The organism is Pontibacter ummariensis (assembly GCF_900188175.1).
Lineage (GTDB): Bacteria > Bacteroidota > Bacteroidia > Cytophagales > Hymenobacteraceae > Pontibacter > Pontibacter ummariensis.
The window spans coordinates 114,469-136,289 of sequence record NZ_FZOQ01000014.1 but is presented as its reverse complement, the minus strand read 5'-3'; the positions used below and the strand labels follow the sequence as shown (position 1 = coordinate 136,289).

Below are 21,821 nucleotides of genomic sequence, written 5' to 3'. Positions count from 1 at the left end.
CTTGTGCTGTTTAGCATAAGGCTGATTTTGTAAAAGAGAAGCCCCTGCAACGAGCGTTGCAGGGGCTTCTCTTTTAACTTGTAATACATTCTATTTTAGAGCGTACGCTTCACTTCCTTCTCTACGTAAGCTTCGATCACGTCACCAACCTGAATGTCGTTGTAACCCTTCAAGCTGATACCGCACTCATAGCCCTGCTTCACTTCCGCTACATCGTCTTTGAAACGCTTTAGAGCAAGAATTTCACCGTCCAGCACTACAATACCCTCACGTACCAGGCGAACTTTCGCATTACGCTGTATGCTGCCATCTGTCACCATACAACCGGCAATCGTACCCACCTTGCTGATGCGGAATACCTCACGCACTTCTGCGTTACCGGTAATCTCTTCTTTCAGCGTAGGGGCCAGCATGCCTTCCATCGCGTCTTTCACTTCGTTGATCGCGTCATAGATGATAGAGTACAGGCGCACATCGATTTGCTCCTGCTCAGCCAGCTTACGTGCATTCTGCGAAGGACGAACCTGGAAACCAATGATGATCGCATCAGAGGCAGAAGCCAGCAATACGTCAGATTCCGAGATAGCACCTACGCCCTTATTGATGATGCTTACCTGCACCTCCGGCGTAGACAGCTTTAACAGGGAGTCGGAAAGGGCTTCTACGGAACCGTCCACGTCACCTTTTACAATCACGTTAAGCTCTTTGAATGATCCGATCGCTAAACGACGTCCGATCTCATCCAGTGTAATGTGCTTACGGGTACGCAGGCTTTGCTCACGCTGCACTTGCGAACGGTTAGTGGCGATTTCACGCGCTTCACGCTCTGATTCCATCACCAGGAACTTATCCCCAGCCTGTGGTGCTCCGTCTAAGCCCAGCAACTGCACAGGGGTAGACGGACCAGCTTCTTTCATCTTCTTGCCCAGATGGTTGGTCATGGCTTTCACCCTACCGTAGTGTGAACCTGCCAGTACCACGTCCCCGATCTTAAGCTTACCTGTCTGCACCAGCACTGTGGCTACGTAGCCTCGGCCTTTGTCCAGGGAGGCTTCGATAACGGTACCTATCGCTGCACGGTCCGGGTTGGCTTTGAGTTCAAGGATTTCAGCCTCAAGAAGCACTTTCTCCAACAGGTCTGGAACTCCCTGGCCTGTTTTAGCCGATACTTCCTGCGACTGGTATTTACCACCCCACTCTTCTACCAGAATGTTCATCTGGGCGAGCTCTTCTCTAACCTTATCCGGGTTAGCGTTTGGCTTATCTACTTTGTTCAGCGCGATGATGATGGGTACGCCAGCTGCCTGTGCGTGGTTGATGGCCTCTTTTGTCTGAGGCATCACCGAGTCGTCAGCGGCAACCACGATGATAACAACGTCTGTTATCTTGGCACCACGGGCACGCATGGCCGTAAAGGCTTCGTGACCTGGTGTATCGAGGAAGGTAATCGTACGGCCGCTCTCAGTTTTAACCTTGTAGGCACCGATGTGCTGCGTAATACCTCCGGCCTCACCGGCTGTTACATTAGCGTTACGGATGTAGTCGAGCAAGGAAGTTTTACCGTGGTCTACGTGTCCCATGATCGTTACGATTGGGGCGCGCTCTTCTAGGTCCTCCTCATTCTCCTCAACAATGTCCTCCAGGGCTTGCTCATCTTCTGTCGTGATAAAGTCGACGTTATAGCCGAATTCGTCAGCAACAATGGTGATGGCTTCGGCATCGAGGCGCTGGTTGATGGACACGAACATGCCCAGCTGCATACACACCTTAATGACATCATTGACGCTCACGTCCATCAGGGCTGCCAGGTCGTTGGCAGACACGAACTCTGTAACACGCAGTGTCTTAGACTCTGCCTGCTCTGCCATGCGGCGCTCTTCGTTGGCATCGGCAATTGCGGAGCGTTTCTCACGGCGATACTTTGCCCTGTTTCCGCCACCGCCTTTGCCACCGCTTAGCTTGGCAAGCGTTGCTTTAATCTGTTCCTGAATTTCCTTATCAGTAACCTCCGCTTTCTGTGGTTTTCCGGCAGGTGCAGTAGCATTGCGGTTACCGCCTTTGCCTCCTTTAGGAGGTCGCTGGTTCGTATTACCACGTTGCTGCGCGGGCTGTATTGGGCGCTGATTGCCCTGGCCTGGTCCCTGCTGGCCTTGTTGGCCTTCGGTGGACACCATGATGCGCTTGCGCTTTTTCTTCTTGCCTCCCCGTTTCTCGTCTGATGAGGCAACAGGCTTAGAGCCCTTTCTGCGGGACTCCGTTGGCAATTCTATTTTGCCAAGTACTGTAAGACCTTTTAACTGGTCTGCTTTTCCTGTAATCGTTTCTATCTTTTCTTTCTTTTCTTGGCCTTGTTGTTCGGCGTCTTTGCCTTTAGGTGCCTCTGGAGTGGCCGGTTGCTGCGGCGCCTCTTCCTTGGCAGGCTGTGGTTTTTCTGCGGCTGGCTTCTCAGCAGCCGGTTTAGCAGGCGTAGCAGGAGTAGCTGCTTGCTGTGGTGCTTTTGGTTGCTCTGGCTCAGCCGGTGCAGGGGCTTCAGGGGCCTGTGCTGCTGGCTGTGCCGGAGCTTCCGGAGCTTTTGGTTCTACCGGTGCCTGTGCTTTTGGCTGCTCAGGAGCAGGCGCTGGCTTTGGCGCCTCCACTACAGGCTTTTCTTCTGCGGCCGGGGCGGCTTTCGGCTCTGGCTGTTTGGGCACGGGTCTGCCTTTGGCATCCAGGTCTATTTTACCCAGTACTTTAATGCCAGGTAGCTTAGACGCTGGTTGCTCTGCGGGTGCTTCTTTCTGAGGCTCCGGTGCAGGAGCAGGACTTGGCCGGTTCGCCGCGCCTTTTATAAGGATCTCCTGCTCAGGCTCGCTTTGCTTCTTTGGCTCCTGATGAAGAGGCTCCGACTCAACTACCTGGTTGCTCTGCGGCTTTTTACCAATATTAATTTCCTCCGCCTCTATCTTGTCCTGCATAGACGAAGCGAACTCTTTAGCCAGCATATTGAACTGCTCTGCTGTGATTTTGGTGGTGGGTTTATTGTCCACGTCAAAACCTTTAGCAGAGAGGTAGTCTACAATTGTAGATGTACCAATGTTTAAAGTAGTCGCAACCTGTTTAAGCCTCCTTGTTTTTTCTTCTGCCATTTTGTTCTATATGCTGTCTTTTAATTCTGTTGTTTACTGTTAGTTGCCTTGCAAAAGGTACAAGTTGCGCTCCGGCGCAAAAGATGTATCAAAATTACACCAACGGAGCGCAACTCACAACTATTGATTATCTTCTTCTTCCTCCAACTCCTCACGAAGGATAGAGAACACATCATCTATGGTCTCTTCTTCCAGGTCAGTGCGGCGCAGCAGGTCTTCTTTGCTCACAGCCAGTACACTTTTCGCAGTGTCCAGACCAATGCGTCTTAACTCTGCGATTACCCAATCTTCTATCTCGTCTGTAAATTCTTCCAGGCTGATGTCTTCCTCATAAGTCTCCGACTCACGGAATACGTCAATTTCGAGGCCAACCAGCCGGCTTGCCAGTTTAATGTTCTGGCCCCCTTTCCCGATGGCTAAAGATACCTGGTCAGGCTTCAGGAACACGGACACGCGTCCCGCTTCCTCGTCCACTTTCATGCTGCTGATTTTAGCCGGACTAAGGGCACGCTGAATGTAAAGCTCCAGGTTATCGGTGTAGTTAATTACGTCGATGTTCTCGTTTTCCAGTTCGCGCACAATGCTGTGGATCCGGGAACCTTTCATACCTACGCAGGCGCCCACCGGATCGATACGATCGTCGAAGGACTCCACGGCTACCTTGGCGCGCTCACCGGGCTCACGCACAATCTTCTTGATAGCAATCAGGCCGTCGTAAATCTCCGGCACCTCATTCTCGAACAGGCGCTCCAGGAAAGTAGGAGACGTACGGGACAGGATGATCTTTGGATTACCGTTCACAATCTCTACCCGCTGCACTACCGCGCGTACTACATCGCCCTTGCGGTAACGGTCTTTCGGGATCTGCTCACCTTTCGGGATCAACAGTTCGTTTTCTTCCTGATCCAACAGTAACACTTCGCGGTTCCACACCTGGTACACCTCGCCCGAGATAATTTCGCCTACCAGGTCCTTGTATTTCTGGAACAGCAGTTCCTTCTCCATGTCCTTGATGCGCTGGATCAGCGTCTGGCGGGCAGTAAGCACAGCACGACGACCGAAGTCCTCCAGCTGAATCTCTTCCGATACTTCCTCGCCGATCTCAAAGTCAGGCTCTATCTTGCGGGCCTCTGACAGGCTGATCTTGTCATGGTCCCAGATGTCCTCGGAGTTGTCGTCTACGATCTCGCGGTTACGCCAGATCTCAAGGTCGCCCTTCTCCACGTTCAGGATAATATCAAAGTTCTCGTCGGTGCCCCACTTTTTGCGGATCATGGTACGGAATACATCCTCCAGGATGCGCATCATGGTCGGGCGGTCTATGTTCTTGAATTTCGCAAATTCAGCGAACGACTCGATCAGGACTGAACTGTTCATTATTTTATCATTTAAAAGATATTACAACATTTGCTTTCACAATTTCCCCAAAGGGTATTTGCACAGGCACGTACGTTGCCTTCTTGCCCTTTTGTTTGATTTCCTCCAGCAGGTTAATGCCGGTATCGGTCACCTCTTCCAGTTTTCCTGTTTTCTCAGAGCCGTCCTGTAGCTTTATCTTCAGGTTGCGGCCCGTGTGGCGCTTAAACTGCTGCGGCTGCGTGAGTGGGAAATCCACACCCGGCGAGCTTACCTCCAGCACGTAGGCCATGTCAGGCCCGAACTCCTCCTCAATCCTTTTGTTGATGCGCCGGCTGATGGTGGCGCACTGATCGATGCTAATGCCGTTTTCGCCATCAGCCAGCACCGTTACTTTCGGGCGCACCGGTGTGTCCGACACGGCTACATCCACGATAAACAAGTCGCTCTCCGGCAGGCTTGCCTCCGCCATCGTTCTTATGGTTTTTGCAGTAAGTGCCATTGCTATCAGTTAAGAAATAAAGAAGGGGACCTCGTGTCCCCTCATCTCATTGGAAATATTGCCACAAATTTACTACAAAATCCTTATATAAACAATACTATGTAAGTATAGGTGCCTGTATAAATTATTGCAAACATCTTACCATAAGCGAGACGAGCAGGACTTCTGGTACAAAGAGCGTGTACCCGGAGCCGAAAAATGTAACAAAAGGAAGAGCCGATAAGTTCGGCAGAAGAAAAGGGCGATTCCTGTTGTTGTGCCGCGCTGCCAGGCAACGCCAGATATTCTGCCGGGTGGCATGATATAGATAGGGGCATAATTCGTAAGTTTGCTCCTATGGCAGGTACGTTTAAAAAAATAAGGCGGCGCTTATGGCTTTTGCTCAACATAGTCGTAGTACTGTGGCTGCTAGCAGGGGTGTTGTGCTTGCAGGTGCCGCCAGATGAGTTCTGGCCTGCTGCCTTTGTGGCCTTCTCCCTGCCCGGCGCGCTGGTGCTGAATTTCCTGTTTCTCCTCTACTGGGCTATGCGTCGCTCCTGGTTGGTGGTGCTGCCGCTTGCCACCTTCCTGCTGGGCTGGAGTTACTATAGCCGCTTGGTTGCCGTAAACCTGGTGCGGGAGGTGCCTCAGGGGGCGAAGACACTGCAGGTGCTAAGCTTTAACACACACGTTTTTAACGCCTACGACAAACGGGTAAAAGGGGTACCCCAGATATCTGACGAAATGGTGGACTGGGTGGCGACGCACCCGGCGGATGTGTTTTGCCTGCAGGAATTCTACAGCTATGTTAACTCTAATGAGTTTAATAACTTAAACCGGATAGGGACCCGGTATGATAAGTATAAGTTTACCTCTACCTACGAAACCGGCCGCGTAAAGGCAGAGTACGGTATCGCTATTTTCTCGAAGTACCCTATTATCCGGGGCAGCACCATTTATTTCCCGAACACCCAGAAGTACACGACAAACCGGGTTGCCTGGGCAGACATAGACGTGCAAGGCGACACGGTTCGGGTGTACGGCGTGCATCTGCAATCCATGAGCATCCGCTCGGAGGACATTGAAAACACGTACACGGCCATCGGCGACGAGGAGAGCTTTAAAAAGGAGGGGCTTAACCTGGCCCGACGCCTGAAGCGCGGATTCATAGCCCGGACGCTGCAGGTGCAGTTGTTGCTGGAGCACATCCGGGAATCGCCTTATCCGGTTATTGTTTGCGGCGATTTTAATGATATTCCTTTTAGCTATACGTATGACCAGCTCGCAAGAGAACTGGAGAATGCCTTTGTAGAGGCAGGATCCGGTGTGGGCGCAACCTATAATGGACCTATTCCTTTCCTGCGCATCGACAACCAGTTTTATAGCGAAGGGCTGGAGGCCATCGATTATGAAACGCACTACGAGATGGGCCTCTCCGATCACTTCCCTGTTTCAGCTACCTATGTACTGGAGCCAAAGGTAGCGGCGGATCGTTAGGAGAAAGGAGGCAATATGTTTAGTTTTGAACAAATTTAGCCGGTTAAACAGAGCTGCTGAACATAGCGAGTGCGACACCGGGAGGTGTTTTTACTTAAGAAACCATGCAACAGAAACTGAACCTGTACAATACGCTGACGCGAAAGAAAGAAGCCTTTGAGCCACTCCACGCTCCCTTTGTGGGGATGTATGTGTGCGGGCCAACTGTATACGGTGAGCCGCACCTGGGCCATGCCCGCAGTGCCGTTACCTTTGACGTACTGTACCGCTACCTGAAGTACCAGGGTTATAAAGTGCGCTACGTGCGCAACATCACTGATGTGGGCCACCTGGAGAACGATGCGGATGAGGGAGAGGACAAAATTCAGAAAAGAGCCAAGCTGGAGCACCTGGAGCCGATGGAGGTAGTGCAGCACTATACGAACATCTACCATGTGGAGATGGAAAAGCTGAATGTGCTGCCGCCGGACATCGAGCCGCGCGCCTCCGGCCACATCATAGAGCAGATCCAGATGACACAGGAGATACTGGACAATGGTTTGGCGTATGAGGTGAATGGTTCTGTGTACTTTAACGTGGAAGCCTACAACAAGAACCACAACTACGGAAAGCTTTCCGGGCGGAACATAGAAGACCTGCTTGGCAACACCCGCACCCTGGACGGGCAGGAGGAGAAGCGCTCTCCGTTTGACTTTGCCCTTTGGAAAAAAGCCTCGGTCACGCACATCATGCGCTGGCCTTCGCCCTGGAGCGACGGCTTTCCCGGTTGGCACCTCGAGTGCTCTGCCATGAGCCGCAAGTACCTGGGCGATACCTTTGACATACATGGCGGCGGCCTCGACCTGATGTTCCCGCACCATGAGTGCGAGATCGCGCAGAACCAGGCCAGCTGCAACCACAGTGACGGCCCCCGCTACTGGGTGCACAATAACATGATCACGGTGAATGGCCAGAAAATGGGCAAGTCCTTGGGCAACTTCATCAACCTGAGCGAATTGTTCAGCGGAAAGCATGACATGCTGGAGCAGGCTTATAGCCCGATGACCATCCGTTTCTTTATCCTGCAGGCACATTACCGCAGTACCCTCGATTTTAGTAACGAGGCACTGCAGGCGGCCCGGAAAGGCTATACCAAGCTGATGAACGGGCTGAACGTGCTGAAGAAACTGAAGTACCCAGAAGAGGGCATCGCGGAGCCGGATCAGAAGCTGAACGAGGATTTGCTGAAACTGGCAGAGGACTGCTACCGGGGCATGAACGACGACCTGAACACGGCTCGTACCATTGCTTCGCTCTTTAACCTGCTGAAGAAAATTAACAGCCTCTACCTGGGCCAGCTGAAGATCGAAACGGTGTCGAGAGGTACCTTTGACACCGTCCGCAATACCTACCAGGAACTGGTGCTGAATGTGCTGGGCCTGGAAGAGGAGGAGACCGGAAACAGAGATGAGATGCTGGGCATGGTGCTGGCTTTCTACAAGGAGGCCAAAGAAGCCAAAGACTACGATAAAGTGGATGCTATCCGGGCCGGCTTAAAGCGGCAGGGGATCGTGATAAAAGACCTGAAGACAGGCGTGGACTGGGCCTATGAGGAATAAGCCTGGAGCGTTGGCGCTGCTATTGGTGGCTTTGGTTACCTGTTACAGCTGTACATCCCTGCAGACAAGAGAAGCTAAACAGGCAGAGGAGCAACTTTCAGGCGTAGCAGTGCCCGCTTTCAATGCTGACTCCGCTTACGCTTTTGTGGCCAGGCAGGTAGCTTTTGGCCCTCGCGTGCCTAACACCGTAGCCCACAAAGCTACCGGTGATTGGATCGCAAGCAAACTGACGTCTTACGGGGGCAAGGTGCAGGAACAGCGGTTCCGGATGGCTGCTTTTGATGGCACGGAGCTTAACCTGCGCAACATTATCGCCTCCTATAACCCAGCAGCTACCCACCGGGTAATGCTGGCAGCCCATTGGGACACACGCCCTTTTGCCGATAAAGACGAGGTATCCCCTGATGTCCCCATTGCCGGTGCCAACGATGGGGGCAGTGGCGTGGGAGTGCTGCTGGAGATTGCCAGGGTACTACACGAGGCAAACCCAAAGCCGGGGATAGGCATAGACCTCATGTTTTTTGACGGCGAGGACTACGGTCAGCCTGCTAATAGTGAGTTGCCTTACAAAGAGCATACCTGGGCCCTTGGCTCACAGCACTGGAGCAAGAATAAACATGTTCCGGACTACCAGGCGGAGTACGGCATCTTACTGGACATGGTAGGGGCGGCGAACGCCCGCTTTGCCCGCGAAGGCTACTCTATGCAGTATGCCAGGCAGGTTGTAAACAAAGTGTGGAAAGCTGGAAAGGAGGCCGGTTTTGCCGATTACTTTAAGCGCCTTCGAGCGCCCGCTATCACAGATGACCACTACTATGTGAACAAGTGGGGCGGTATTCCCATGATTGATATTGTGGAGTATAACACGAAGGCGAGAAATGGAGATTCTTTTGGCCCTTATCATCACCGCCATAAGGACAACATGGCTATTATAAGCCGCAACACGCTAAAAGCCGTGGGCCAGACCGTACTCCAGGTACTTTATCATGAGTAACAGGACTTCGGCAAAGCGAGGGCATCCTTCAACAGGATGCCCTCGCTTTTTTTTCATATGTTTTGTTGGAGTGACAAGATGGTTTCCAGGCACTGCAGGGATCGAAAGTTGAGAACGAGCAAGGCTCTACAGTTCGTCCCTGTCCTTTGTTGTAGCTTGCCTAAATGGTAGAACGCACTGGCTTATTATTAAGCAACCTTTTCTAAAGGCGTAAGTATAGGAGTGCAGCTATAACATACATAGCCATGCCTATTGGTGCCAACCAAGCTATAAAACGGATAGTGGAGGGCGATAGCCCTCCACGCCCTTATCTTCCGGGCATGTTCCCCTTTGCTGTGTCCAAATTGTTCCTGAGATGTCTACCTTAAATGCAAAGCCGATGACGTACGATGATATTGTTTCTTTACTTGGGGCTGATGCCGAGAGTCTGTTGCAGTACCAGAGCAAGACCATCCCAAAAGAGCAACTGCATGTACCTGGTCCTGATTTTGTCGACAGGATCTTTGTTCAGACGAACCGGAGCCCGCAGGTGCTGCGCAGCCTGCAGCAGCTTTTTAACCACGGGCGCTTGGGCGGCTCTGGTTATATCTCCATTCTGCCAATTGACCAGGGCCTTGAGCACACGGCTGGTGCCTCCTTTGCCCCTAACCCCATCTACTTTGACCCCGAAAGTATCATGAAGCTAGCAGTAGAAGCCGGTTGTAATGGTGTGGCAACCACTTTTGGAAACTTGGCGATGATGTCGCGGAAGTATGCGCACAAAATACCTTTCATTGTTAAGATTAACCATAATGAGCTGCTCACCTACCCGACCAAGTACAATCAGATCATGTTTGGGTCGGTGGAGGAAGCCTGGAACCTGGGGGCTACCGCAGTGGGGGCTACCATTTATTTCGGTTCAGAGGAGTCATCCCGCCAGATCATAGAAGTGTCGGAGGCTTTTGAACGGGCACATCAGCTGGGGATGGCCACCATTCTGTGGTGCTATACCCGTAACAACGCCTTCAAAAAGGACGGGGTGGATTACCATACGGCCGCTGATATCACAGGACAGGCGAACCACGTTGGCGTAACCATTCAGGCAGACATCATCAAACAAAAGCTACCCACGAACAACGGAGGCTTTACGACCATTGGTTTTTCGAAGTCTGATAAGCGGATGTACACGGAGCTAAGCAGCGATAACCCCATAGACCTGTGCCGTTACCAGGTGGCGAACTGCTATATGGGGCGTGCCGGTTTGATTAACTCCGGAGGCGAGTCGAAAGGGGAGTCTGATTTGCAGGAGTCGGTACGGACGGCGGTTATTAACAAACGTGCCGGGGGCATGGGGCTGATTCTGGGGCGAAAAGCATTCCAGCGGGAGTTTAAGGAAGGGGTAGAATTGTTGAATGCTGTACAGGACGTTTATTTGGCGCAAGAGATTACACTCGCGTAATTTGTAGCAGAACTCCTGATTATTACATACTTTTGTGGCCGACCTTTTTCTTATGCTTCCTTTGAAGCAGGAGAAGGCCGGCCACAGTTTTTGTGTCATTCGTTACCTGGTAAAGTAAAACACCTATATATTTAAAGTGCGGTAAGCACGCTTTTGACTATGATGCCTTGGTTTAAAAGAGTAGATAAAGGAATTCATACACCCACAGAGGAGAAGAAAGAGACGCCGGACGGGTTATGGTATAAATGTCCGGAGTGCAAAACCGTGACCAGCATGGCAGAGCATCGCAAGAACCTGAATACCTGTGTGAAGTGCGATTACCATGATCGTATCGGGTCTAAGGAGTATTTTGCCATCCTGTTTGATAACAACAAGTTTACGGAGCTGGACGAAAACCTGACCTCAGGCGACCCGCTTAACTTTGTGGATACCAAGCCTTACCCACAGCGCATTGCCGCTACCCAAAAGAACACAGGCCTTAAGGATGCTGTGCGAACAGCTTATGGTAAAATAAACGGCCAGGAGATTACCATCGCCTGTATGGACTTTGCTTTTATCGGTGGCTCGATGGGTTCTGTGGTAGGTGAGAAAATTGCCCGTGCCATAGACCATGCCCGGAAGACACGCACTCCTTTCCTGATGATCTCAAAGTCAGGCGGTGCGCGTATGATGGAAGCCGGCTTCTCTTTAATGCAGATGGCAAAGACATCTGCCAAGCTAGCCCTGCTTTCAGAGGAAGGACTGCCTTACATATCACTGCTCACTGATCCTACCACAGGTGGAGTAACCGCCTCCTTTGCCATGCTCGGCGACTTTAACATTGCGGAGCCAGGGGCATTAATTGGCTTTGCCGGTCCTCGTGTGATCAAAGAGACAATTGGCAGGGACTTGCCGAAAGGCTTCCAGAGCGCGGAGTTTGTACTGGAGCACGGCTTCCTAGACTTTATTGTAGACCGCAAGGAGCTGAAGCAGCGCTTAACGGACTTGCTCGCTATGGTGATGCCCACTGAGGAAGAGAATGGCAACAAGAAACAAGTACGTAAAACGACAGAGAAGGTATCCTAACGCAATCCCTGTAAGCTTTATACTAACAGCGAGGCCTGTCTCTGTGCACGGAGACAGGCCTCGCTGTTTAGAAGTGCTTCATACTTAAGGTAATATACACTATATAAAATATACTGAGGGTCGGCAATAATTCTGGCACAGGAGTTGCGTTTGTAGTAGTAAGTATGGAAACCCATGCAGAAGTAAAAACAAGAACCCTAATTAGTATTTGTAAGAACTTTACACACAAGACCATGAAATTTTTAAAACTCTCCTTAAGCTCCCTGTTAGCCGCTACTATGCTTTTCAGCTCTTGCCAGTCGACAGCTCCACTGGCTGGCTCAGGTAATACAGAGAGAACAACACAGGCGAAAACAGCGGAAGGCGATAAACAGGGAATGAACAAAACAACCAAAGGCGGTCTGATCGGGGCTGGCGGTGGCGCCGTGATCGGTGGCCTGATTGGTAACAGGCTGGGCAATACTGCTGCCGGTGCTATTGTTGGTGCTGCCGTAGGTGGTGCTACGGGTGCCGTAATCGGTCGTCGCATGGACAAGCAGGCCGAAGAGTTGGAGCGCAGCATGGAAAGCGCCAAAGTAGAGCGTGTAGGTGAGGCTATCCGCGTTAACTTTGATTCTGGCATCCTGTTTAACATCAACTCTGCCGAACTGAGCGCCGGTGCGAAGCGTGACATCGAGAAGCTGGCTAAGACCCTGCAAGAGTACCAGGGGACCGATGTGATTATAGAAGGGCACACCGATAACACCGGCTCTTATGAGTTAAACAAGCGTCTTTCTGAGCGTCGTGCCGAAGCTGTGGCTGCTTACGCCCGTAGCCTTGGCGTAGACGGATCGCGTTTGCAGGCAAAAGGCTATAGCTATGATCAGCCAATTGCCGACAACACGACAGCAGAAGGCCGCGCACAGAACCGCCGCGTAGAGATCATTATCGTTGCAAACGAAGAACTGAAGGAAGCCGCAGAGAGCGGCCAGGTAAGATAAGCTACTGCATAACCTAACCAAAAAACAATGCCTGCCAGCGTAAGTTGGCAGGCATTGTTTTTTGGTGGCTAATGTGCTCCCGTTTGTAACATATCAAGAGAAGTTATAAAGGCATCTTGCATTAAAAACCCGGTAAATACTGGTGCGTTTAAGGATAAAAGGTGTCATACGAGGTGCTGAAAGCCAGTGCCTGTTGCCTCAAACCAGTAAAGTAACAGGAGCTCGTATGGTACAAATGGAATGCTTAAAAACTTAAGTAGAAGTATGGGCCACTGGATTAAAAGGCCTGATTTGGACTAAAGATGAGAACTATGAAGAACCTGAGAAACTTTTTATCAATTTTTGCTATACTCGCCGTACTGCTAAGTTCCTGCAATACGAGCCAGGTAGGCGCAGACAGCACAGATGATGACCGTGGCATGAGCAAAACAGCTAAAGGCGGTATCATTGGTGCCGGCTCCGGTGCTGTGGTCGGCGGTGTAGTAGGTAGAGTGGCCGGTAATACTGCTGCCGGTGCTATTATCGGTGCTGCCGTGGGGGGGGCCACTGGAGCAATTATCGGGCGGCAAATGGACAAGCAGGCAGAGGAGCTGGAGCGAGACCTGGAGAATGCTGAGGTAGAGCGCGTTGGCGAAGGTATCAAGCTTACCTTTGATTCAGGCATCCTGTTTGAAACGAACTCTGCTGAACTGCAGCCCAAGGCCCGCACCGAGATTGCGGAGCTTGCCGAGACACTGAAAAAGTACCCGGACACGAACATCCTGATAGAGGGCCATACAGATAACACGGGTACCCGGGAGTATAACCAGCGCCTGTCAGAGCGTCGGGCACAGGCGGTAGCCGATTATGCGGCCTCTTTGGGTGTAGACCGTAGCCGCCTGCAAACCCAAGGCTACTCCTTCGACCAGCCAGTGGCTGATAACACGACAGCGGCAGGCCGTGCTCAGAACCGCCGGGTGGAGATTGCGATCTTTGCCAATGAGAAAATGAAAAGAGCCGCAGAGCGAGGCGAACTATAATTTCAGATCAAAGCGTTTTACAAGCCGGCCGTGCCTTTGTGCGGCCGGCTTTTTTGTGCATAGCCGCTAAACTCTAACTTTTAAGCCATCAAGTGTGGCTGAAAGAAAACCAGACGAATGGGGTTATCGGGAGGGCTTTGTGTCGGGTCGCAATGGTAGCCGTACATTTCCTTGCCGTTCAAATACGGTAACAGCTTCTTGTAATAGGTGTGGCCGGTATTTTCCGGGTTAAAGGTAATATCATGAAAAACGCAGGTCTCCTTTGCTGGCAGGCGTTCTAGTTTCTCAAAGAGGACATCGGGTTTACCCAAATCGCCGGAATAGACGATACGGGAATCGTTATCAAAAATGTAAGAGTACGTTTGCAGGCCCTCGGAGTGCTGGCCATAGGTATCTACAGCAATGACTCCCTCAAACTGATCCAGGGGCACGAATTCGGCATATTTTTCAGGTTCTTTCAGCTGTATTCTCAGGAAGGAAGTTAATTGTTGCTTAAACTGTTCCGACGGATAGAGGATAACAGGCTTTTTGCTTTTTTCCACAATGCTTTTGTAGAGCAGAAAAGTAGCCAGGCTACCGCAGTGGTCATTGTGCAGGTGTGTTAAGATAACATGGTCTACCTTCTGCACCAGGTTCTTGCTCACTAGTGTCGGGAAAACAGTAAATCCACAGTCTATCAGGAGGGTTATGCCCCGGAACTCCAAAAGAGCAGCAGAGTTCAGGTAGTCTGTGTCGAAGGCGCCACCTGTTCCTAAAAACTTAATTCGCATACGCATATACCAGTGTGCAAACACCGGATGTTAAGGTTAGATTAACACATATATCGATTCGTGGTTAAAATAGTTGTGTGTATAATTATATTTATGCCGCTGCGCCCGCTGTCAGCCATACTGATAACAGCACTTTGAAAGCTATTGCCATTCAAAAAGTTAGCCTCTCTAAAGGAACTTGGCTAACAGATGCAGGAGGAAGGCCGTACAGATAGAACCCACCGAAACACCTGCTTATGGATGCAAAAGAACTGCCTGTCGAGGAAAAGACGCTGCTGACACATGACATGCTAAACGAGGCCTACAAGCGGCTGGAGTTGAAGAACCGCCGCGACCCTATGCATGAGCTTATCTCCACTATGCTCTCGCACCGGACAAACCACAAAGATGAAGAAAAGGCCTACTATACCATGCTGGAGCGCTTCGGCGACTGGGAAGGGGTGATGCAGGCACCGTTTGAGGAGTTAGCCGATGCAATTGCTACTACCCGCTACCCGGGGCAGAAAGCACCGCAAATTCAGGAGACACTGAAAATTATAAAGGATAAAAGAGGGGAGATAAGCATCGACTTTTTAGAGGAAATGCCTGTGGAGGAAGCAATGGAGTGGCTGACAAGCCTGCCAGGTGTCGGGCTGAAAACGGCTTCCTTGCTGCTGCTCTTTAACTTTAAGAAGCCCATCCTTCCGGTGGACACGCACGTGCACAGGGTAAGCCAACGGGTGGGGCTTATCGGGGCCAAGGTAACACCCAATAAAGCCCATGAGGTACTTCTGCAGCTGCTACCAAAAGATCCTGTGGAATTGTACAACTTTCACATACACTTACTGTGGCATGGCCAAAGGATCTGTACATGGCGCAGTCCCAAATGTGAAAAATGTGTACTTAACAGCATTTGTAATTATTACCATGATGTGCGGGAAGAGGGCATCGATAAGGTAGCCTGAAGGCCTACTGAGGGGCTACAGTACTGACCGGGAATTGGATTGAAGCGTAAAAATTCCTATCTTCGTAGTGGAAACAGTCAATACTTGATCCCGTAATTTCGCTTCGCCGTTAATCGGGCCTTATTTTTTTCCAATTACCCTTAAGGGAGGTACAGTTTTTGCAAAACCTTAAGGGTGTCTGAAAAGTCAAACCGGCTTTACACATCAGGAATGCAGCGGAGAAGGTTTGCGTAACAGCCTCCAGTGCCCAGTACACTTGCCGTTACAGCCCTTGACCGCCTTAGCCAGGATGACTGTCATCCTGGTGCTATATATCAATTGTAAGCCCCTGCCTTATGCCCTTTTCCTTTTCAGGTTAAGATATCATAAGTAAGCCAAGACCGGGGCAAATGTATCACTTAAACAAACTAACTATGGGTAGATCGCAGAACACGTTCATGAAGAAGCAACGCGAGAAGAAGAAAGCGAAAAAGAAAGAAGCAAAACTGGAGCGTAAGTTAGAGCGTCAGGAAAACTCTACGGGAGGAAGCCTGGCTGAGATGATAGCTTATGTGGATGAATTCGGGAACATTACAGATACTCCGCCTGAAGAACGAAAGAAAGAATCGTCAGAAGATGAGGAGGAGAATTCATAGACCCAGAGAAGCCCGAGCATTTCCATCGCCGTGGCCTTCTGAAAAGCCCCGGTGACGGAAGTGCTCGGATACTAAAGCCTTTACTGTTCTTCTTTTTGTTAGTAAAACTTTTACCTGCCGCAGTAATGTGGCTTTTTGTTTTTATAGGGGCAGTAGTCAGGGAAGATGCTGGTGTAACAGGTAACTAACCCCTCTGAACGCCTTAAAAGAAAAAGCGCTCGCGTTTAAAGCTTTTTTAGCAATAGGTTAACTGCACTCCGCTCTCACTTACAGCCAGTGCTGTTTCCCTGCCGCAAATTAATGCCAGGTTCAGTGGCTCGTGCCCAACCGGGAACCCATAGGCAACAGGATAGTTGTATTTGCCTGTGTGCTCTAATATGATCTCGTAAGCGGTTTTACCAAAAGGAACGGGGGTATCATTCATATCACTCATATCGCCGATCACAAGGCCTGCCAGGTTTTCCAGTTTACCGCTGCGGTCCATGTGTACCATCATGCGGTCCACATGGTACAGGTATTCACACAAGTCTTCGAGAAACAGGATTTTGCCCTCTGTGCTAATGTCGGAGCGGGTGCCTGTAAGGGTGTGTAGCATGGATAGGTTGCCACCTACCAACTGTCCAATGGCTGTTCCTGTGCGGTTAAAGGCATGTGGAGCGGCCGTATAAACCACATCTTCTCCAAACAGTACACGGCGCAGCGTTTCGATCGAATCTGCAGTGCCTTCTTTGGGGAAGAGTAGCGGCATAATAGCATGTATGCTCTCTAAGCCCAGGTTGTGAATGTGGCTGTGCAGTGCGGTTACATCACTAAAGCCTACCAGCCATTTGGGGTGTTGCTGAAATATAGTAAAGTCTACCTGGTCAATGATGCGGGTTGTGCCATAACCACCACGGGCGCAGATAATGGCCTTGATGCTGTCATTATCCAGCATCTGCTGCAGGTCCTGCAGGCGCAAGGCATCATTCCCGGCAAAGTAATTGTAGCTGGCCCCGATGCTCTCTCCTAATATTACCTGCAGTCCCCAGTCCTTGAAGGTCCGGATAGCTAATTCTATCTCAGGAAGGGTAATTTTTCGGGCAGTGGCAACAATGGCGATTTTATCACCGGGACGAAGGGCAGGGATCATGCTTTTAGACTTTGACTATCGGCTAAGATATGGCTTTTACGCCATATTTGCGAAACCACCCACCAGGACTGGTCCGGAATTAGGGTAAACACACCTTGTTTGCGGCAACTCCCCGCCTATTTAATCAGCTTATAGCCAAGGCTCACGACAAACTGGTCGTTTTGCAGTTTCATGCCACTCTGCTGCGGGGTGTTTGTATAGTCACGGTTTATGCGTTCGTAGCGCACGTCGGCAGTCAGATTCCACACATCAATCCCTATGCCCGCCTGGTAGCCCCAATCGGAGTTGTTTAGAAACTCTTCTATGTCCTGATTTTCCTGTTCGGCGCTTATGAGCTGGGAGATAACAGGGCCGGCCTGCACACGCAGTACCTTAAAGAAGTTATACCCTACCATGATAGGTACATCCAGCCGGTCGAACTCAAACTCCTCTACCTGCACATTCTGGATGTTAAAGTTGTCAGTCACTTCTATGGTGCCTCCTGTAGAGGTAAAGAGAGCCTCTGGCTGCACAAAGATACCGGCAACCTGTAAGCGGGCAAAGAAGCCGGCATGGTAACCGGTCACATTCTCCGGGTTTTTATACTGTAAAGGATTGTTGCGGACTTCGCTTACCTTAACGTTCGTTGTACTAAGGCCAGCCTTAACACCGGCCTGAAAAAACTGGGCCTTGGCAGCCACACCTGTCGACAGCACAATTGCTGCCACGATCATCAACGTTTTCATAGTCTTCCTACAGTTTTGTTTTCACACCCAAGCTATTGCTTACGCATAACGGACAGCTTTGCACGTTAGTATAGCTAAAACAGCAGAAGCCACACGAGGTGCGGCTTCTGCGTTTGGTAGTAGATAGAATAATAGGAACGGTAACTTACTTACATCTCACCTTAAACAAGTTATACCTTTACTCTAGCCCTGCTTTAACAGAGCGGTGCAAAAGTAATGCTTTCAGCGAACTCTGAAAGCTATTTTAGACGAAGCCCCAGGTTTTCTTCATAACATCCTTAAAAGCGTAGACAAACTCCTTTTTATTAGGTTGGGCAGACGTTTTTTAGTTTAAAGCACCAGAACAAGGGGGAGGGGGCTTGTGCTTTTAGGTGCTGTTACACGTCCTGCCTGGGAGCCAGGCCGACATTTCGCTTTGCTTCCCGTACATAATTCCTAATTTTGATGTTACATGCTCCCTACTATGCGCCTTACCTCCAGACCTGTGCTTTGCAACTACTATGTTACCTACCGCTGCAATGCCAAGTGCTCGTTCTGCGATATTTGGGAGAAACCGTCGCCTTACATTACGTTAGAGGATGTGGCGCAGAACCTGCGGGATCTGAAACGCTTGGGGGTACAGGTGATAGATTTCACAGGCGGAGAGCCGCTGTTGCACCGGCAGATAGACGCCATGCTGGGTATGGCGCATGACATGGGGTTTATTACCACGCTTACCACCAACGGCATGCTCTATCCTAAGCTGGCAGAGCGGCTGAAGGGAAAAGTAGACATGCTGCATTTTTCGCTGGACTCTGCTGACAGGGAGGAACACGACACCGGCCGTGGGGTACCTTGCTATGACTTAGTGATGAAGTCTATAGAGGTAGCCAAGGAGTTGCGGGAGCGGCCAGACATCCTGTTTACCGTGTTCCGGAAGAACCTGCACCAGTTGGAGGAGGTGTACCAGAAAATCATCCTGCCGAATAAGCTGTTGCTCATTATAAACCCTGCCTTCGAGTACAACGAGGTGGAGACTGGCGAAAACCTGACCCCTGAGGAGTTGGATTACCTGGCAGCCTTTGGCCGGCGCCCGCAAGTGTACCTCAACGAGGGCTTTGTGGAATTGCGACGCGACGGGGGCAACCATGTGGAGAAGCCTGTTTGTAAGGCGGCGAGTACGACACTGGTTATATCGCCGGAGAATGAACTGGTGTTGCCCTGTTATCATTTAGGGACCAAGCGCTTTCCTATTAAAGGGAACTTGCTTGCGCTGTACAGGAGCCAGGAGGTAGCTGAGTTAAAGCGGCAGGAGGGGCGGCTGCCCGCCTGTGAGGGCTGTACGATTAATTGCTACATGCAGCCCAGTTTTGCCGTGGAGGTGAACAAATACTTCTGGAAAGCACTGCCGAGTACCCTTAAGTACAATTACATGAAGGGTACCTGGAAACGCCTGCTTCCCTTTAGCAAGTAGTGAAGGGACCAGTCCAGGGCTTGGTTTAGGTACACAAGTTCGTGTACTTCACGCGGAGTGATGACCAATTATTCAAAATTCAGTCAATCAAAATTAAAAGAGATGCCAGTAATACTTCCTGTTAAAGGTATAAGGCCCCAGATGGGCGAGGGATGTTTTATAGCCGACAACGCTACCATTGTAGGCGATGTGGTGTTGGGCAGTGAGTGCTCGATATGGTTTAACGCCGTGATTCGGGGCGACGTGAACAGCATCCGTATTGGGGATAAGTCAAACATCCAGGATGGGGCTGTGATTCACTGTACCTATCAGAAAGCAGCTACAACTATCGGAAACAATGTATCCATCGGGCACAGAGCCATCGTGCACGGCTGTACGGTGGAGGATAACGTGCTGATCGGGATGGGGGCTATTGTGATGGACAATGCCCGTGTGCAGAAAAACTGTATTGTGGCGGCAGGGGCCATCGTGTTGGAGAATACCTTGTGCGAATCGGGCTGGATTTATGCGGGTATCCCGGCCAGGAAGGTAAAACAGCTGAGCCAGGAGCAGGTAGAAGGCCTGGAGAAAGTAGCTAACAACTATGTGATGTACAGTGGTTGGTTTACGGGAAGGGACTGATTAGCCCAGGTGCCCTGCTACCTGCTCCTGCAACAAGCGTAGCTCGGCTTCCGGTAACTCCTGTTGCAGTTGCTCAAAGAACACGCGCTCTTCCTGCCGGATATGCTGTTCCAGGAGTTGCCCTATCTCATGGAGCTTTTGCGACAAGTTTTCTTCCTTCACCTCTGGTAATGCCAGCATCAGGCCTTCCAGTTGCTTGTGTTCTGAGCATAACTTAACAACCTGTTTTGCCAGGTGCTCTGAAAAAGCGGTAGCCATGGTAAAAACCGTAGCCTCCTCCAACGCAAAATGCGGCTGCAGGTGCTCCTGCCAGAAAGCTAGTGCATAATCACGCTTACCCGAGGCTGTGGTTGGCATTCCTTTGTAAGGGGGCGCATCCTGTTGTAACAGGCGGGAAGTTAACAGGCCTCCATGGTGCTGACGAGAGATAGGAACAAGGCTTTCATGGCGTTTCATAGGCTGCTGTTATGCGTTAGGCTGCAGTATTTCGTCCCGTACTTTCAGGAGCACCCACTCTACCCGCCGGTCTGATTTCTCCAGCACGCGCACTTCGTACTCATTAAAGGTGGCAATTTCGTTCAGGTTCTCCGGAATCTGCCCGTAGATCACGTTCATCAGACCACCTACTGTTTCATAGTCTTCGCCTTCGGGAAGGGGGTAGGGCAGGAAATCATTGGCGTCAGGGATAGGGGCAGCCCCGTTTACCTTGAACTCAAAGTCACTGACCTGCTCCACGATAGGGACCTCCTCATCATATTCGTCCTGTATCTCGCCTACCAACTCTTCAATAATATCCTCTATCGTAACAATACCCGATACTCCTCCAAACTCATCCGTCGCTACGGCCATGTGCATATGGCGGCGCTGAAACTGCTTTAACAGGAGGTTGATTTTTTTCGTCTCAGGTACAAAATAAGCCGGGCGCATGAGTTTCTCTATGGCGATCGCTTCTCCAAGGCGTATGATGCTCAGGATGTCTTTTACATACAGGATACCCACTATGTTGTCGATGTTACCGCTATAAACAGGCAGGCGGGAGTAGCCCTCGTTAAAGATCACCTCCATCAACTCCTGCTCGCTGATACTCACGTCCACAGCTACTACTTTTGTGCGCGGCACCAGGATCTGCTTTACCATGCGCTCGTTAAAGTGGAAGACATTCTCGATCAGTTCATGGTGCGCGTCCTGAATGGCACCGCTTTCCACGCTTTGCTCAAACAGGAGGCGCAGTTCTTCTGCCGTGTGTACCTCAGCGCCATGCACAGGCTGTATGCCCATTGAGCGGAGAACCAGGTTAGCCAGGCCATTCAGTAACCAGATAAAAGGGCTGAACAGGATATAGAAGAAACGCAGGGGGTAAGAAACAGCCAGGGTGGTAGACTCTGACCGCTGTATTGCCAGGGATTTAGGGGCCAGCTCGCCAAACACAATGTGTAGCACGGTAATGATGGCAAAGGATATAGGCAGAGCGATTGTGTGGGCCAGCTCTTCGCTCCCTCTGAAGCCAAAGAACTCCATAACGTCGATCACGATTCGGGCCACCACACTCTCGCCGATCCAACCCAAGCCCAGCGAGGCCAGCGTAATTCCCAGCTGGGTGGCCGACAGGTAAGCATCCAGGTGGGTGAGCATGTTCTGCGCGAGCTTGGCCATCGCGCTGCCTGCCTGTGCCCGTAGCTCTATCTGCGAAGCCCGCACTTTTACAATGGCGAACTCTGCGGCAACAAAGAAGCCATTTAGGAGGACAAGAAGTATGGTCAGCAGTATGTCTAGAAGCATTGGGGATCCGGGCTGTTAAATTCAGCAAGCTGTAAAATTAAATAAAATACGTGCATCTGCTATAAGGGTATGTCTAAGCACGGCTCAAATAAGAGCTTTGCGGCTCTCGCTAACCTAAGCTTTATCTTAATATATAGGTTTTTATGCATTAATAAAAAGAAAAAGGTACCCGGAGGGGTACCTTTTTCTTTTCGAAGGCCTGAAGAAGACCG

The 21,821-nt window shown here is 50.7% G+C and carries 19 protein-coding genes; 11 read left to right on the top strand and 8 right to left on the bottom strand.

The features are described 5' to 3' along the window. Nucleotides 1-95 precede the first annotated feature (95 nt). The 3 genes from infB to CHB92_RS15655 all read right to left on the bottom strand — a co-directional run bounded on the left by infB (nucleotide 96) and on the right by CHB92_RS15655 (nucleotide 4,983). Nucleotides 96-3,125: a translation initiation factor IF-2 gene (infB, locus tag CHB92_RS15665; protein WP_089320168.1), complete on the bottom strand. Its 3,030-nt coding sequence runs from the start codon at nucleotides 3,123-3,125 to the stop codon at nucleotides 96-98. Nucleotides 3,126-3,245: 120 nt separating this feature from the next. Beyond that, nucleotides 3,246-4,502: a transcription termination factor NusA gene (gene nusA / locus CHB92_RS15660; protein WP_089320167.1), complete on the bottom strand. Its 1,257-nt coding sequence runs from the start codon at nucleotides 4,500-4,502 to the stop codon at nucleotides 3,246-3,248. A gap of 7 nt (nucleotides 4,503-4,509) precedes the next feature. Beyond that, complete coding sequence (locus CHB92_RS15655) at nucleotides 4,510-4,983, bottom strand: ribosome maturation factor RimP (protein WP_245842623.1); 474 nt, start codon at nucleotides 4,981-4,983, stop codon at nucleotides 4,510-4,512. A 378-nt stretch (nucleotides 4,984-5,361) separates the two neighbouring features. Between CHB92_RS15655 and CHB92_RS15650 the strand changes: the two genes are divergently transcribed. The 7 genes from CHB92_RS15650 (at nucleotide 5,362) to CHB92_RS15620 (ending at nucleotide 13,553) form a co-directional block, all read left to right on the top strand. After that, the gene (locus CHB92_RS15650) at nucleotides 5,362-6,459 is read left to right on the top strand and encodes an endonuclease/exonuclease/phosphatase family protein (RefSeq protein WP_245842620.1); all 1,098 of its coding nucleotides are present in this window, start codon (nucleotides 5,362-5,364) and stop codon (nucleotides 6,457-6,459) included. Between the two features lie 104 nt (nucleotides 6,460-6,563). Continuing rightward, nucleotides 6,564-8,057, top strand: coding sequence for a cysteine--tRNA ligase (gene cysS / locus CHB92_RS15645; protein ID WP_089320164.1), 1,494 nt, complete (start codon nucleotides 6,564-6,566; stop codon nucleotides 8,055-8,057). Then, nucleotides 8,047-9,051 carry a M28 family peptidase gene (locus tag CHB92_RS15640; protein WP_089320163.1) on the top strand — a complete coding sequence of 335 codons (1,005 nt, stop codon included), beginning with the start codon at nucleotides 8,047-8,049 and terminating at the stop codon, nucleotides 9,049-9,051. Before cysS ends, CHB92_RS15640 begins: the two co-directional genes overlap by 11 nt. Nucleotides 9,052-9,430: 379 nt before the next feature. Next, nucleotides 9,431-10,489: a class I fructose-bisphosphate aldolase gene (locus CHB92_RS15635; RefSeq protein ID WP_089320162.1), complete on the top strand. Its 1,059-nt coding sequence runs from the start codon at nucleotides 9,431-9,433 to the stop codon at nucleotides 10,487-10,489. Nucleotides 10,490-10,651: 162 nt separating this feature from the next. Then, the gene (accD, locus tag CHB92_RS15630; RefSeq protein WP_179223073.1) at nucleotides 10,652-11,554 is read left to right on the top strand and encodes an acetyl-CoA carboxylase, carboxyltransferase subunit beta; all 903 of its coding nucleotides are present in this window, start codon (nucleotides 10,652-10,654) and stop codon (nucleotides 11,552-11,554) included. A 233-nt stretch (nucleotides 11,555-11,787) separates the two neighbouring features. Beyond that, nucleotides 11,788-12,534, top strand: a complete 747-nt coding sequence (locus CHB92_RS15625; protein WP_245842618.1) for an OmpA family protein — start codon at nucleotides 11,788-11,790, stop codon at nucleotides 12,532-12,534. Between the two features lie 311 nt (nucleotides 12,535-12,845). Then, the gene (locus CHB92_RS15620; protein WP_179223069.1) at nucleotides 12,846-13,553 is read left to right on the top strand and encodes an OmpA family protein; all 708 of its coding nucleotides are present in this window, start codon (nucleotides 12,846-12,848) and stop codon (nucleotides 13,551-13,553) included. 80 nt (nucleotides 13,554-13,633) lie between these two features. Here CHB92_RS15620 and CHB92_RS15615 read toward each other — a convergent pair whose 3' ends face one another. Further along, nucleotides 13,634-14,323 (bottom strand): MBL fold metallo-hydrolase, encoded by a 690-nt coding sequence (locus CHB92_RS15615; RefSeq protein ID WP_089320159.1) that lies wholly within the window; start codon nucleotides 14,321-14,323, stop codon nucleotides 13,634-13,636. Nucleotides 14,324-14,559: 236 nt separating this feature from the next. Here CHB92_RS15615 and CHB92_RS15610 point away from each other — a divergent pair, with 236 nt between their 5' ends. Together CHB92_RS15610 and CHB92_RS15605 are read left to right on the top strand one after the other, a co-directional pair. Beyond that, complete coding sequence (locus CHB92_RS15610; protein ID WP_089320158.1) at nucleotides 14,560-15,267, top strand: endonuclease III domain-containing protein; 708 nt, start codon at nucleotides 14,560-14,562, stop codon at nucleotides 15,265-15,267. A 413-nt stretch (nucleotides 15,268-15,680) separates the two neighbouring features. Next, entirely contained in the window at nucleotides 15,681-15,902 is a 222-nt protein-coding gene (locus CHB92_RS15605) for a cold-shock protein (RefSeq protein WP_089320157.1), read from the top strand. A 235-nt stretch (nucleotides 15,903-16,137) separates the two neighbouring features. Here CHB92_RS15605 and CHB92_RS15600 read toward each other — a convergent pair whose 3' ends face one another. After that, nucleotides 16,138-17,031: a S66 peptidase family protein gene (locus CHB92_RS15600; RefSeq protein WP_089320156.1), complete on the bottom strand. Its 894-nt coding sequence runs from the start codon at nucleotides 17,029-17,031 to the stop codon at nucleotides 16,138-16,140. A 116-nt stretch (nucleotides 17,032-17,147) separates the two neighbouring features. Beyond that, nucleotides 17,148-17,756 carry a porin family protein gene (locus CHB92_RS15595; RefSeq protein ID WP_089320155.1) on the bottom strand — a complete coding sequence of 203 codons (609 nt, stop codon included), beginning with the start codon at nucleotides 17,754-17,756 and terminating at the stop codon, nucleotides 17,148-17,150. Nucleotides 17,757-18,219: 463 nt separating this feature from the next. Between CHB92_RS15595 and CHB92_RS15590 the strand changes: the two genes are divergently transcribed. Both CHB92_RS15590 and CHB92_RS15585 read left to right on the top strand, forming a co-directional pair. Beyond that, nucleotides 18,220-19,209, top strand: a complete 990-nt coding sequence (locus CHB92_RS15590) for a radical SAM protein (RefSeq protein ID WP_089320154.1) — start codon at nucleotides 18,220-18,222, stop codon at nucleotides 19,207-19,209. Nucleotides 19,210-19,311: 102 nt separating this feature from the next. Next, nucleotides 19,312-19,830, top strand: a complete 519-nt coding sequence (locus tag CHB92_RS15585; protein WP_089320153.1) for a gamma carbonic anhydrase family protein — start codon at nucleotides 19,312-19,314, stop codon at nucleotides 19,828-19,830. On the opposite strand, the gene CHB92_RS15580 is transcribed toward CHB92_RS15585, so the two are convergent. Together CHB92_RS15580 and CHB92_RS15575 are read right to left on the bottom strand one after the other, a co-directional pair. After that, on the bottom strand, nucleotides 19,831-20,286 hold the full coding sequence (locus CHB92_RS15580; protein WP_089320152.1) for a hemerythrin domain-containing protein: 456 nt from the start codon (nucleotides 20,284-20,286) through the stop codon (nucleotides 19,831-19,833). Nucleotides 20,287-20,295: 9 nt separating this feature from the next. Beyond that, the gene (locus tag CHB92_RS15575; RefSeq protein WP_089320151.1) at nucleotides 20,296-21,609 is read right to left on the bottom strand and encodes a hemolysin family protein; all 1,314 of its coding nucleotides are present in this window, start codon (nucleotides 21,607-21,609) and stop codon (nucleotides 20,296-20,298) included. Between the last annotated feature and the right edge of the window lie 212 nt (nucleotides 21,610-21,821).